The sequence below is a fragment of the Cohnella boryungensis genome (assembly GCF_042651945.1).
Taxonomy (GTDB): Bacteria; Bacillota; Bacilli; order Paenibacillales; family Paenibacillaceae; genus Cohnella; species Cohnella boryungensis.
On the sequence record NZ_JBHSED010000074.1, the window covers coordinates 233,393 to 246,230 of the forward strand.

Here is a 12,838-nt window from a genome sequence, read left to right on the forward strand (position 1 = left end):
CGCCCCCTATTATCCGTTTTGAAGCAATTGCTCCTTATGCTTGGCAAGTGCTCCCCGAAGTCTAAGTATGGCTTTGGAATGCAACTGGGAGATTCGGGATGGTGATAAACACATCACTTCCGCAATCTCGCTAAGCGACAAATCCTCGTAATAGAACAAAGAGATGACCGTGCGTTCCTTTTCCGTAAGCTTCTCGATGCCGAATTTCAGGGAGTCCTTCAAATAAGTTTCATGTACTTTCGATTCCGGGCTAACGGCCTTCTCGTCAACGAGCAGCGAAAGCCGCGTCTCGGATTCCTCTTCGCGAATAGGATCTTCGAGAGAGAAAACGGCCGCCACCGCGACCTCCTGAAGCATTTGCTGAAAATCCTTGCTGCTAATATTCAAATAGTCGCATATCTCGTCGTCGGAGGCAGACCGTAAATGCTTCTGCTCCAGCACCGCATAGGCGTCCTCGATTTTTTTCGCTTTGTCACGAACCGAGCGCGGCACCCAATCCCCCTGGCGGAGCCCGTCGATAATGGCCCCCCGGATTCTCCAAGAGGCATAGGTTTCGAATTGCAGGCCTCGCCGATAATCAAACTTCTCGATCGCGTCGATCAAGCCCATGGCGCCATTGCTCGCCAGGTCGTCCTTCGTTACGTTTTTGGGCAAACCTACAGCCATCCGGCTCGAAACATAATCCACAAGCGGCAAATAGTGCTCGATCAGTCGCTTTCTCGCATCCGGGTCCTCTTGCTCCTTCCAACGCTGCCATAAATCCTGATGAGACAGCCGGGAACGTGTTTGATCGACCATTCTAGCCTCACCATCCTTATTCGTCCGTCAAGCGCCGTATCGCCTGAACCACTTCCTCCGGATTCGGATTATCGAGCGACACCAAGCGCGTAGGCTGCAACGGCTGGAAGCCCTTGACGGGCTCTCCCTTGCCGTCCGCCCATTGATCCTTCATCATTTCGGTAAGCGCTTCGTCTTCCTCCGGAGTCGTCAGATCGAGAACGGCGCCCCGTTCCGGCTCGGCAACATCCAGATTTGCGGCCGCGCTTCCGGGTCTAAGCAGTTGCGACAGAAGGAAGCTGACGACAAATGCAAGAGCCGTAAATGCCAGGAAAGCGTACAAGCTTCTTAGCAACGTCGTTCCCAGAGGGTTGTTCGATAGAGAAAACAATAGAGTCAAGACCGCGCCGAATCCTCCGAATCCGACTTTAAAGCGCCAGGAAGCCGTCATCTTAAATCTCCTTTACTCCGTACTGCACGCTGCGAATGAGAAATATGCCCGTCTGGCTGTTGAGTTCAACCGTGCGACCGTAATTGCCGCCGGTATCCTCGGAAAGAAGACGAATGGAGAACATCGCCAAGGCCAGCTTTGTCGCATCGACATTTCGCGGCCCGATACGCATGGAGTCCGATCCTCCCATGAAAGCGAACATCTGGGCTCCTCCAGCCATCTTGGCCACCAGGCGGTCGATGGAGGCCCCTTTGGAAGTGAGCCTTTTCACAAGCTCGGGGACAGCCGTATCGGCATATTTCGCAATATTTAATTGTCCTTCGCGGGCAATCTCGGAAGACGGCAGCATGATATGCGCCATGCCTCCGATCCTGATGCCGGGATCGAACAAGGTCAAGCCTACGCATGAGCCCAGTCCCGTCGTCTTCAGAACGGCTCCGCCGTCCGCCACGTTCAAGTCTGCCATACCGACTTTAATCATCGTGCCTTCGATCATCAGAACGGCACTCCTAACGCACCGAAGAGCTTCTCGAACGATTCAGGGTCCGGAATGAGGAAGAAGTGTCCGTCCGCATCCTGGTGCCCCTCAAGGAAAGTCGTGTCGATCAGCAGAGCGTCGTCGCCCATAGTGCCGAATTGAAGTAGTCCATAGCTTAATATCGCTCCGGCCATATCTACCGCCAAAGAAGGAACCGTCGGCGACATCCGCAAGCCCGTGAAATCGGCGAGAGAGGACAGATAGGAGCCCGCAAGGATGTTGCCGATCTCGTTCAGCGCCGACAACTCCAGCTCGCTGTAATCGTCATTCTCCGCAGCATGGAAGCCTAGCAAGCCTTGCAGGATGCGTCGAGCCGGCTCGCGGTTGATAATAAAGAACATATTACCCGGCGCATCCCCCTCCACGCGAAGGAAGATGGCGACCACTACCGCCTCGGAGCCGCCCACCCGTTCGGCGATTTCTTCGAACGGAAGCAGGTTTACGGTAGGCACCGCCATGTCTACCGGCTTGTTGAGAAGCGTCGACAGGGCGGTAGCCGCATTCCCCGCGCCTATATTCCCCACTTCCCGCAGCACGTCCAGCTTGAAATCCGCGTTATTCCTGAACAGATTCACGGCTTATTCCCCGAACTGTTCCAATTGAATAATCTCGTTCCGGTTCAGCACCTCTGCCAGGTTCAGCAAGATCAGAAGGCGGCTTTCGCTGATCTTGGCCACACCGCTCAAATATTTCGCCTTGATGCCGCCGACGACTTCCGGAGGGTTCTCGATCGCGTCGCTCATTACATCCATTACGTCGTTGGCCGAATCTACGATGAAGCCGACTTCCAGATCGTGGGCTGCCACGATCACGATACGGGAATTTTCCGTATACTCCGTCTCCGGAAGGTTGAATCGTCCGCGAAGATCGATAACCGGGATAACAACGCCTCTGAGATTAATAACACCCTTGACGAATGCAGGCGTCTTCGGCACTCGAGTAATCGGCACCATGCGTTCAATCGTTCTTACTTTGTCTACCTCGATTCCGTATTCCTCGTGCGCGAGCGTGAAGACGATGACTTTCATTTCCTCTGCCATGAATGATTCCTCCCTTGGGTTGCGGTCAATTATTTGATAATCGCGTTAGGATCTACAATCAAGGCGACTTGCCCGTCGCCAAGTATCGTCGCTCCGGATACGACGCCTTGGTTGCCGGCCAAGTATTTGCCCAGCGGCTTCAGAACGATCTCGCTTTGTCCAATGAATTCGTCTACGAGAATCGCGGCCAGCTTGTCTCCCTTGCGGACGACCAGCATTTCCGTCTCCGTCTCGTCGTCGTCGCGGTAATCCGGGGAGTCTACCAATTGAGCAAGCGAGATGACCGGAATAATCGATTGACGATAGTCGATGATCCGATTGCCATGCAGCGATTTGATCTCGGATCTCTTGACGGCTCCCGTCTCTACAATCGAGGAAAGCGGGAAGGCAAACTTCTCGGAACCGAGCTTGATGAGCATGGCCGCGATGATGGACAGCGTCAGCGGAAGCTGGATCGAGAATTTCGTGCCTTTGCCCAACGTCGAATGTACCGTTACGTTGCCGCCCAAGGACGTAATCTTGGATTTTACGACATCCAGTCCGACGCCGCGACCGGAGATATCCGATACTTTGTCCGCCGTACTGAAGCCCGGCGCGAACAGCAGCATGTTCACTTCCTCGTCGCTAAGCGTCTTCGCCTCGTCAGGAGTGACGACCCCGCGCTTGATCGCGGTCTCCAGCACCTTCGGCCGATTAATCCCTTTGCCATCGTCCTCAATCTCAATGAATACGTGATTGCCGCTGTGGAAGGCGCGCAGGACGACGGTGCCGACCTCCGATTTGCCCTGTCCGATCCGATCGGCAATCGACTCCACGCCATGATCGACCGAATTGCGAATCAGGTGAACGAGAGGATCGCCGATCTCGTCAATGACGGTCCGATCAAGCTCTGTCTCCGCGCCGACGATGACAAGATCGACCTTCTTGTCCAATGACTTGGCCAAATCCCGCACCATTCTCGGGAAGCGGTTAAAGACGCTGTCCACGGGCACCATTCGCAGCTTGAGCACGATATTTTGCAAATCGGCGCTGACACGAGCCATATGCTCCACCGTCTCGGTGAGATCGTTGCGACGGATTTCCGAAGCAAGCTGCTCCAGGCGTACCCGGTCGATCAACATTTCGCTGAACAGATTCATCAACGAATCCAGTCGCTCAATGTCGACTCTGATGGTGCGCGGCGCGGCGCTTCCTGCAGCAGCGGCCGGCCGGGGAGCAGCGCTTTTCTCCGCTGTCGAAGCGGCCGGCTCGGCGGCCGGCGCCGGGCGAACGCTTGCTGCGGCAACCTCCTTGACGGCCGTCTCCTTCTCGTCGGCAGCCTTCGAGCCCGTTTCCATCTCGGCAAGAGATGCGCGATCCACGGCGTTCATCGTTACCGTTTCGATCTCGGATACCTTCGAGAGCTGATCGTACAGCGCTTGTTGTTCAGATTGAGTTATGTAATAGACGGAGAAGCTGCGGTCAAATTGCTCCTGCTCGATCTCCTGCACGGAAGGATGCGACTTGATGACCTCTCCGTTTCTTTCCAGAACGTCGAAAACCATATAAGCGCGTGCGGCTTTCAGCAAACAATCGTCGCGGACTTTGACTTCGATGTAATACGCGCTATGTCCGCTTTCGATCGACTGCCCGAGTATGGAGAGCTGGAACTGGTCGAGCACAAGCGAGGCCGGCAATTGCTGTGCCGCCGGGCTGGAGGAAGAGGAGGAGGACTCGGCGCCAACGTCGCCTTTCACAATGCCTTTGAGGCGCTGGACCAGATCGTCGACCTCGCCCTTGCCCGTTCCCCCGTTGATGATGTCTTGAACCATAGCTTCGAGCGCGTCCAAGCACTTGAACAGCGTGTCGAAAATAACTCCGTTCATCGTCAGCTTTTCATTGCGAACGAGATCCAGAACGTTTTCCATTTCGTGGGTCAGCGAGGCAAGATCCTCAAAGCCCATCGTCGCGGACATCCCTTTCAGCGTATGCGCGGAACGGAATATGACCTGAACGATACCGATATCCTCCGGCTGTTGCTCCAGCCGAAGCATATTTTCGTTTAACGCCTGCAAGTGATCATTGGACTCATCGATAAACATGGACATGTACTGATTCATTTCCATGGCCGGACACCTCCTGGTTGGCTGAGCTTACAGTGGCAAATCTAGCTCTTGCGGAACTTCACTTCCTGTACGAGCGCGGGAGCGATTCCTTGAAGCGGCAGTTGATGCGTAGCGGCGCCGAGCTCGACTGCGGAGCGCGGCATGCCGTATACGACACAGGTCTGCTCGGCTTCGGCGATCGTCGTTTGGGCGCCGTCCTGCCGAAGCGCCAGCATGCCCTTCGCTCCGTCGCTTCCCATCCCGGTCATCAGCACGGCATGTCTCTTCAATTGCCGTTGGCCGATTAACGACTCGAACATAAAGTCAACCGAAGGCATGTGACCGCTGCGCGGACCTTCATCGGACAGCTTGATGCGATACTTGCCCCCCGTATCCTTGGATAGCGACATCTGTCTGCCTCCTGGCGCGATGTACGCAGTCGCCGTCTCCACGAGCTCTCCGTCCTTTGCTTCGCGAACGTGAATGCTGCAGAAGGAGTCCAGACGCTGAGCCAGGGAATTCGTGAATTTGGGCGGCATATGCTGGACGACCAGGATCGGAGCGGGAAAATCCGAAGGGATTCCCGTAAGCACCTCGTGAAGCGCTCGCGGCCCGCCCGTAGAGGTTCCGATCGCAACGAGGTCTGTGAAGCTTGCCGTCACTTTCGGTTCGACCGCCGGCGGAGGAACAATCGGAGCTGCGGCCGTGATCGGATTTGCCGGCTGTTTGCCCGGCTTGGTCTCTTTCCGGCTCTCCTTCGAAACGCCTTCTTCCCGAATCGGCGGTTTGCTGTCCTTATCCCGACTGTCCCTCAGGCCGGAAGCCTCGATTGGCTTTCGCTCCCCGAGCTTTCCGATATTCGGTCTGGGCGGAAGAGCAGCTGTCGGTTTGCGAAGCTCCGTCTCGCGTTTGGGCTTCTGCGGCTTAGGCAAAATGGCCGGTTTCGCTGCGGCTGCCGACGTTATCCCTGTCCCCGGCAACGTTCGGCGCACGTCCGGCTCGCTCGGCGTCGTCTGCTCCTGCTCAGCTTTCGGAGGCGGAGCTTCTTTCGCGGCAGGCGGCCGAAGCTCTGGCGAGGGCGATTCTATCGCTTTGTCCTCAACTGCGGGCAGCATCCGAAGCAACCCGCTGTTCATCGACTCCATCGCGATATGAAGCTTCTCCAGCAATTGCTCGCCGACCTGGCGGATGTCCAGCTTCACGGCTCCGTCGGGCTTGCGAATAAAATCGATGGCCCCGTACTGAAGCGCCCGAATCGTATCTCTTGTCCCGTTATCCGTTACGGCGGACAGCATGATGACGGGTGTCGGTTTAACCTTCATGATCTTCTGCAAAGCCTCAAGTCCATTCATTCTTGGCATTTCCAAGTCCATCGTGATGATATCGGGCTTAAGTTCAAGCGCCAGGCTGACCGCCTCTTCGCCGTCGCAAGCGGTCGCCAATACTTTGAAGGCGGCGTCAGCGTCGATAACGTCGCTGAACACCTTGCGCATAAATGGGGAATCATCTACGATTAATACTTTTAATCCCGTCATTTGGCGGCCCTCCTCGCTATTCTAGTTGTTCGACTCTGTATGAGCTTAACTCCACAGTCTCTTCATCCGCTGCATAAACCCGGTAAATCCGCGGGAGCTGGATAAGGAGCGCTCCTCCAGCAGAAAACGAGAGGCGATGCGATCGATGCCTCGCATCGCCTCGCTGTTCGGAAACGCTATGGATAAAGGCGTCTGACGCCTGACGGCTTTGGTGACGCTGGTGTCATCCGGCACAAAACCGAGAACGGGAATATCCATGTTCAAATACTTGCTCGCTACCTGACGAATGTTATCCGCCGTCTGATGGCCTTCGCGATCGTCCACGACGCGGTTGACCACAAGCCGAAACGAAGCCGAATGACCCATTCCATTTATCATTTTGATCAGGGCGTACGCATCGGTAATGGAAGTCGGTTCAGGCGTCGTTACGACTATCGTTTCTTCGGCTGCCGTAATGAACTTAACCGTTTCCTTCGACAGCCCGGCTCCCGTATCGAACAGAATAAAATCCAGATGTCCGTGCAGCTTGCCGATCTGCTCCGCGAAGTAGTCAAGCTCGCGATCGCTAAGCTGAACCAGATCTTGAAAGCCCGAGCCCCCGGCGATGAATTGAAGTCCGCTGGGTCCCACCTGAATGATCTCCCAGATCGACTTCTCGCCCTTCAGAAGGTGAATCAGATTGTACTTGGCCGGCGTGCCCATAAGGATATCGATGTTGGCGAAGCTGATATCCGCATCGAAGATCAGTACGCTGTAGCCCCGATTTTGCAGCGCCATTGCGAAGTTCAGGCTGAAATTCGATTTTCCGACGCCGCCCTTGCCGCTCGTTACGGTAATGACCCTCGTCGTCTTCGCGGATCCTTCATCCTTCGAATGCACCAAATGCCTAAGCGCTTGCGCTTGATCAAGCATCGGCGGGTTCCCCCAGCAGACGTCCTACCAGTTCTTCCGGATCGAAGGGCCTAAGATCGTCCGGAACCGTCTGGCCGCATGTGACGTAGGAAATTTGAAAATCGAACTGCTTGACCAGATTGACGACGGCCCCGAAGGAATCCGTCTCGTCGAACTTCGTCAGCAGCAGCTGCCGAACTCCGTATTTCGCGAATTGGGCGGCTACCGCCTTCATGTCTCCGTATTTACTGGTCATGCTCAGTACGAGAATCGTTTCCGACTGCTCTCCGGGCGACAGCAGGCTGTTTACCTCCGAGACGAAAAGCTCGTTGCGATAATTTCGCCCGGCCGTATCCATGAACAGCAGATCGCGATCGTCCATTTTCTTGTAAGCTCTCGTCAGCTCTCCCGGCGAGAACACGACCTCCAGAGGAACGTTTAAGATATCCGCGTAGGTCCTCAGTTGGTCGACTGCGGCGATCCGGTAAGTGTCGGCCGTAATAAATCCTACATTGCGCCGCTCGCTGAAGGCCTGATCTGCCGCCAGCTTGGCGATTGTTGTCGTCTTGCCGACTCCGGTCGGTCCGACGAAATTGACGAGGCGCGTGGCTTCCGAAATCCCGTTTCCCTTGGCTCCCCGGAGCCAAGTCAGCAGAACGTCGCGCGCTTCCTCGTATACCTTGCCGCCGTCTGCCTGTTCGTCGCCCAGTCGTCCGTTCACGGCTTCGGCGAACTGCTCGACGTAAGCGGGCTCCACGCCCTGCTCCGCAAGTCGCTTGCTCCACATCAGAATCGCTTCGGGCATCGATCTGTACGTTTGCTGCTTCGTCATTTTCGCCATCATATCTTTTAGTGAACGCAGTTCCTTCAATAAGTCCGCCGTTTCATCCGTTGAGGAAGAGCTATCGACCAGACCTGCAGGCTTTGCCATCCCGGCGGCAAGCGCGTCCGTCTTCAGCCGCTCCGCCAGGCTGGTTCGAAAACGGTCAAGCCGTTCCTCTTCCTGCGGTATCGCAGTCTCTACGGCCCCTCGCGCAAGCCCGCCGCTACCGGGTTCCTCCGGCTCCGCTGCCTGAACGGCGGCAGCTACCGTCGGCGTCGGCGCGGCCGAGCTCCTTCCACTGTCCGCAAAAGGCGCCTGCGTATATCTCGCCCTCACTGTGCTGGAGCTTACCGACACAGCTGGCGCATCCGGCTCTTCCATAAGAAGGACCGGCGGTTTGGTCTCAGTCGGCCGTACCGGCATAGATGCGCGTGGAGGCGGCTTTCTGGAGGCCTCGTCGACTGCGGCAATGACCTCCATACGTTTTTTGGAGAACATACCAAGAAATCCGCCTACGCGGATTTCTTTCGTATTCAAAATGACAGCATCGGAGCCGAGCTCCGCGCGAATCTGCTGTACCGCATCGGGCAAGTCGTCTACTATGTACCGTTTCACCTTCATGCACTCACCACCCCAACGCTTTGCACTTCTATGCTAGGCTCCAGCTCGCTGTAAGAAATAACGGGAATGTCCTGCAAGCTTCTTTCGAGCAGCTGCCGCAAATACATCCGAATCGTCGGCGACGCCAGAATAATCGGCTGCTGGCCTGTCTGAACCAACCGGTTCACCTGCTCCGTCAGACGCTGATAGATCGCTTGAGAGGAAGCGGGATCGAGAGCGAGGTAACTTCCTTGATCGGATTGCTGAACCGCATCCGCAATCTTCTTTTCCACCGCCGGGCTGACCGTAATGACCTTCAGCGGCTCGGAGGGGCTCGCATACTGCTGCGTAATTTGCCTGGACAAGCTTTGACGCACGTATTCGGTCAACACCTCCGGGTCCTTCGTATACTTGCCGTAGTCGGCCAGTGTCTCGAAAATCGTCACCAGGTCGCGAATCGAGATTTTCTCCTTCAACAGCTTGGACAATACCTTCTGCACGTCTCCGACGCCGACGATCGACGGAATGAGCTCTTCGACCAACGCTGGATACGTTTCTTTGACGCTGTCCACGAGAGCCTTCGTTTCTTGGCGTCCGATCAGCTCGTGGGCATACTTCTTGATGACTTCCGTGAGATGAGTCGCCACTACAGACGGAGGATCGACGACCGTGTAACCGGCCATTTCGGCCCGTTCCTTCGTCGCTTCGTCGATCCAGAGCGCCGGCAGCCCGAACGCCGGTTCCTGAGTTTCGATCCCTGTTACGGAGTCGTCGTCAAAACCAGGGCTCATGGCCAAATAATGGTGTATTAACAATTCGCCGCGAGCTACGGTATTTCCTTTCATCTTAATGACATATTCGTTCGGTTTTAGTTGAATATTGTCGCGAATTCGGATAACAGGGACGATTAACCCCATTTCCAGGGCGCATTGGCGTCGAATCATGATGATTCTGTCGAGCAAATCGCCGCCCTGCTGGGTATCCGCAAGCGGAATCAGCCCGTACCCGAACTCGAACTCGATCGGATCGACCTGCAATAAGCTGATGACGCTTTCCGGACTTCGAACTTCCTCGATCTGCTTCTCTTCGACAAGAAGCTCCTCTTCTTGCTGCTTGCGATTCATGTTCATTTGCAAGCGATAACCGGCAACGGCCAGAATGATCGCATAAGGGAAAGTGGACAGCAGTGGAATAGGAGTGGCGATTCCCAGAAGAGCGACTGTGCCTGCCACAATGTATAGAAGGCGCGGATAGCGAAGAAGCTGCTTGCTCAGATCGTCGGCCATATTGCCATCCGACGCCGCTCTCGTGACGATGATACCCGCTGCGGTACTGATGAGAAGGGCCGGAATTTGGCTGACGAGACCGTCACCGATCGTCAGAATCGAATACGTCTCCAGCGAGGTCATCGCGTCCATTCCGTGGAAAACCATCCCGACGACAAAGCCGGCGATCAGGTTGATCAGAACGATGATAATGGATGCAATAGCATCCCCTTTAACGAATTTGCTGGCACCGTCCATCGCGCCGTAGAAGTCGGCTTCCTTCTCGATTTTCTCACGGCGCTCGCGCGCTTGCTGCTCGTTGATGAGTCCGGCATTCAAATCCGCGTCGATACTCATCTGCTTTCCGGGCATGGCATCGAGCGTAAATCTTGCGCCGACTTCCGCTACCCGTTCGGAGCCTTTCGTAATAACGATAAATTGCACGACGACGAGTATCAGGAAGACGACAAAGCCGATCGCGATTTCCCCTCCGGCCACGAAACGGCCGAACGTCTCCACGACGTGTCCGGCTTCGGCTTCGGAAAGAACCAGTCTCGTTGTCGATACGTTAAGCGCGAGTCGGAATACCGTGGTGATCAGCAACAGCGTAGGAAAAATCGAGAAATGCAACGCGTCCTGGGTATTCATCGCAATCAGCAAAATCATAATAGCTATGGAAATATTGATAATAAGCAAGACGTCCAATAGCCCTGGGGGAATTGGAACGACCATCATCAGGACGATGCCGATGACGCCAACAAGAATGCTTAAGTCCCGAATTTTCATGACCCGTTCCTCCCCTCTCCATACATCCTCTTATGTGTCTGCTTGCGACGGAAAAGACTCTCCGCTCCGGCGTGCTGACCTCTCCGCAGCGATCCCCTTTCCTCTATCGCTTGCACCATCCGGTTGTTACACTACAATCGGTTACCTCCGGCCCTTGAGCCGATATACATATGCCAGTACTTCCGCGACTGCCTGGAAGAGATCGGCGGGAACGCTGTGTCCCACCTCCGTCTTGTCGAACAGGGCGCGGGCGAGCGGCTTGTTTTCCATCGTAATGACGTCATTCTGTTTGGCGATCTCGCGAATTCGGAGAGCCAAATAATCCTGTCCCTTTGCGACGACCGTGGGAGCGTCCATCTTGGTCGAATCGTACTTCAGTGCTACCGCGAAGTGCGTCGGGTTCGTAATGACGACGTCCGCGCTCGGCACCTCCTGCATCATTCGCATGAGCGCCATCCTGCGCTGGCGTTCTTTGATTTTTCCTTTGATCAGCGGATCGCCTTCGGAGTTCTTGTGCTCGTCCTTAATGTCTTGCTTGCTCATCCGCAATTTTTTTTCGTATTCATAGCGTTGGTACATGAAATCGCCTATCGCTAGAACAAACAGTACGACGGCGATCAGAATGCCCAGACGCACGGTAATGCTCGTAACGAAAGAAAAAATGTCCGGAATGGACAGGTGCGCCAAATCCATCAGGCGCTCCTTCTCCGACCATAACACCGAATACACGATCAAACCGATAACGAGAAGCTTTAATCCGCTCTTGAGAAACTCGACGATGGCTCGCGGCCCGAATATGCTTTTGGCTCCGCTTAGCGGATTCAGCTTCGAGAATTTGGGCTCCAGCGGCTTTAGCGTAAACAGCCATCCGATCTGCACGTAAGTGCTGGCGAAAGCGACAACCACAACGATCAGGAAGATCGGCGCCAGCAAAATCATGATTTGAATGAGATAATGGTTAAACAAGGCAAGGATGCTGCTGTCCGTCACGTCCATGGTCAAGCGATGAAGAAATGCGTCTCCCACCAGCGCCATCAATTGCTTCTCCATGAAAGGCCCCAGCATGACCAGGAAACAAATACACGAAAGAAGAATCAGCGAGCTGGGAATTTCCGCGCTTTTGGATACCTGCCCCTTCTGACGACTGTCCTGGCGCTTCTTCGGGGTGGCCTTCTCGGTTTTCTCGCCCGAAAACAGCTGCAGGTCCATGATTAACCGATTATGAGGCACAACGCCACCTCCCAGAACTGCGCCGACTAGGCTGTGGAAGACCTTTGGAGAATCGAGAACAAATGCTCCAGCGCCTCGAACATGCGGTCGAACACGATTTGAAACAACGTTCCGAATCCCGGAATCAATAAAATGAGCAACACCAGACCGACTATAATTTTTAGCGGCAAGCCTATGACAAATACGTTATACTGCGGCGCCGCGCGAGCCAGCAGGGCCAGACCGAAGTCCGTCAGGAACATGGCTACGACGATCGGAGCGGATATCTGCAATGCCAGCAGAAACGTATCCGCGAATGTCCGGGTCAGAAACTCCGTCACATTCCCGCTGTAATACACCTGGAAAAGCTGGTTGTCCAAAGGCAACCACTTATAGCTGTCCATAATTGCGGCCAGCAAATAGTGGTGACCGTTGATGGAGAGGAAAACCATAATCAGAATCATATACTTGAAGTTGCCCATGATCGGAGCCGTAACGCCTGTAATCGGATCCACGATGTTCGCCATTCCGAAGCCCATCTGCAAATCCATAAGTCCGCCGGCCGTCTGAACGATGGAAAAGAAGAGGTAGGCCAGATAACCGATGATAAGGCCTGCGAATACCTCGCGAACAATCGCCAGGATGTAGGTCGCGTCGGCGGTTACCTTCGTATCGAAGCCCACATTCAGAAACACGATGATCGATACGAAGAAGGCTAACCCGATCTTGATCGTTCTAGGAAAGCTTTTCGAAGAAAATAACGGCGCAACTACAAAAAACGCTGAAATTCGACACAAAACAAGCAGAAAGGCAGGAAAAACCTGCATAATCATTTCCAT

Annotated in this window: 12 protein-coding genes; all 12 read right to left on the reverse strand. The window is 54.9% G+C overall.

What is annotated here, in order from left to right:
• Positions 1–9 precede the first annotated feature (9 nt).
• The 12 genes from ACFO1S_RS28455 to fliR all read right to left on the reverse strand — a co-directional run bounded on the left by ACFO1S_RS28455 (position 10) and on the right by fliR (position 12,838).
• On the reverse strand, positions 10–798 hold the full coding sequence (locus tag ACFO1S_RS28455) for a FliA/WhiG family RNA polymerase sigma factor (RefSeq protein WP_204603125.1): 789 nt from the start codon (positions 796–798) through the stop codon (positions 10–12).
• 16 nt (positions 799–814) lie between these two features.
• Positions 815–1,228, reverse strand: coding sequence for a hypothetical protein (locus tag ACFO1S_RS28460; protein WP_204603126.1), 414 nt, complete (start codon positions 1,226–1,228; stop codon positions 815–817).
• Between the two features lies 1 nt (position 1,229).
• Positions 1,230–1,724: a chemotaxis protein CheD gene (locus ACFO1S_RS28465; RefSeq protein ID WP_204603127.1), complete on the reverse strand. Its 495-nt coding sequence runs from the start codon at positions 1,722–1,724 to the stop codon at positions 1,230–1,232.
• Complete coding sequence (locus ACFO1S_RS28470) at positions 1,724–2,341, reverse strand: chemotaxis protein CheC (RefSeq protein ID WP_204603128.1); 618 nt, start codon at positions 2,339–2,341, stop codon at positions 1,724–1,726. Before ACFO1S_RS28470 ends, ACFO1S_RS28465 begins: the two co-directional genes overlap by 1 nt.
• A gap of 3 nt (positions 2,342–2,344) precedes the next feature.
• Positions 2,345–2,806: a chemotaxis protein CheW gene (locus tag ACFO1S_RS28475; RefSeq protein WP_204603129.1), complete on the reverse strand. Its 462-nt coding sequence runs from the start codon at positions 2,804–2,806 to the stop codon at positions 2,345–2,347.
• A 29-nt stretch (positions 2,807–2,835) separates the two neighbouring features.
• On the reverse strand, positions 2,836–4,911 hold the full coding sequence (locus ACFO1S_RS28480; RefSeq protein WP_204603130.1) for a chemotaxis protein CheA: 2,076 nt from the start codon (positions 4,909–4,911) through the stop codon (positions 2,836–2,838).
• Between the two features lie 41 nt (positions 4,912–4,952).
• Positions 4,953–6,425, reverse strand: coding sequence for a protein-glutamate methylesterase/protein-glutamine glutaminase (locus ACFO1S_RS28485; RefSeq protein WP_204603131.1), 1,473 nt, complete (start codon positions 6,423–6,425; stop codon positions 4,953–4,955).
• 45 nt (positions 6,426–6,470) lie between these two features.
• Positions 6,471–7,337 (reverse strand): MinD/ParA family protein, encoded by an 867-nt coding sequence (locus tag ACFO1S_RS28490; RefSeq protein WP_204603132.1) that lies wholly within the window; start codon positions 7,335–7,337, stop codon positions 6,471–6,473.
• Entirely contained in the window at positions 7,330–8,760 is a 1,431-nt protein-coding gene (flhF, locus tag ACFO1S_RS28495; protein ID WP_204603133.1) for a flagellar biosynthesis protein FlhF, read from the reverse strand. Before flhF ends, ACFO1S_RS28490 begins: the two co-directional genes overlap by 8 nt.
• Positions 8,757–10,790, reverse strand: coding sequence for a flagellar biosynthesis protein FlhA (gene flhA / locus ACFO1S_RS28500; protein WP_204603134.1), 2,034 nt, complete (start codon positions 10,788–10,790; stop codon positions 8,757–8,759). The genes flhF and flhA overlap by 4 nt, the downstream gene beginning before the upstream one ends.
• Before the next feature lie 141 nt (positions 10,791–10,931).
• Positions 10,932–11,999, reverse strand: a complete 1,068-nt coding sequence (gene flhB / locus ACFO1S_RS28505; protein ID WP_204603186.1) for a flagellar biosynthesis protein FlhB — start codon at positions 11,997–11,999, stop codon at positions 10,932–10,934.
• A 47-nt stretch (positions 12,000–12,046) separates the two neighbouring features.
• Positions 12,047–12,838 (reverse strand): flagellar biosynthetic protein FliR, encoded by a 792-nt coding sequence (gene fliR / locus ACFO1S_RS28510; RefSeq protein ID WP_204603135.1) that lies wholly within the window; start codon positions 12,836–12,838, stop codon positions 12,047–12,049.

Excerpts from the sequence above, each read along its gene's own strand:
- ACFO1S_RS28485 (WP_204603131.1), bottom strand. The coding sequence starts at position 6,425 with ATGACGGGATTAAAAGTATTAATCGTAGATGATTCCCCATTTATGCGC.
- flhB (WP_204603186.1), bottom strand. The coding sequence starts at position 11,999 with ATGGACCTGCAGCTGTTTTCGGGCGAGAAAACCGAGAAGGCCACCCCG.
- ACFO1S_RS28480 (WP_204603130.1), bottom strand. The coding sequence starts at position 4,911 with ATGGAAATGAATCAGTACATGTCCATGTTTATCGATGAGTCCAATGAT.
- ACFO1S_RS28465 (WP_204603127.1), bottom strand. The coding sequence starts at position 1,724 with ATGATCGAAGGCACGATGATTAAAGTCGGTATGGCAGACTTGAACGTG.
- flhA (WP_204603134.1), bottom strand. The coding sequence starts at position 10,790 with ATGAAAATTCGGGACTTAAGCATTCTTGTTGGCGTCATCGGCATCGTC.
- fliR (WP_204603135.1), bottom strand. The coding sequence starts at position 12,838 with ATGGAAATGATTATGCAGGTTTTTCCTGCCTTTCTGCTTGTTTTGTGT.
- flhF (WP_204603133.1), bottom strand. The coding sequence starts at position 8,760 with ATGAAGGTGAAACGGTACATAGTAGACGACTTGCCCGATGCGGTACAG.
- ACFO1S_RS28460 (WP_204603126.1), bottom strand. The coding sequence starts at position 1,228 with ATGACGGCTTCCTGGCGCTTTAAAGTCGGATTCGGAGGATTCGGCGCG.
- ACFO1S_RS28455 (WP_204603125.1), bottom strand. The coding sequence starts at position 798 with ATGGTCGATCAAACACGTTCCCGGCTGTCTCATCAGGATTTATGGCAG.
- ACFO1S_RS28490 (WP_204603132.1), bottom strand. The coding sequence starts at position 7,337 with ATGCTTGATCAAGCGCAAGCGCTTAGGCATTTGGTGCATTCGAAGGAT.
- ACFO1S_RS28475 (WP_204603129.1), bottom strand. The coding sequence starts at position 2,806 with ATGGCAGAGGAAATGAAAGTCATCGTCTTCACGCTCGCGCACGAGGAA.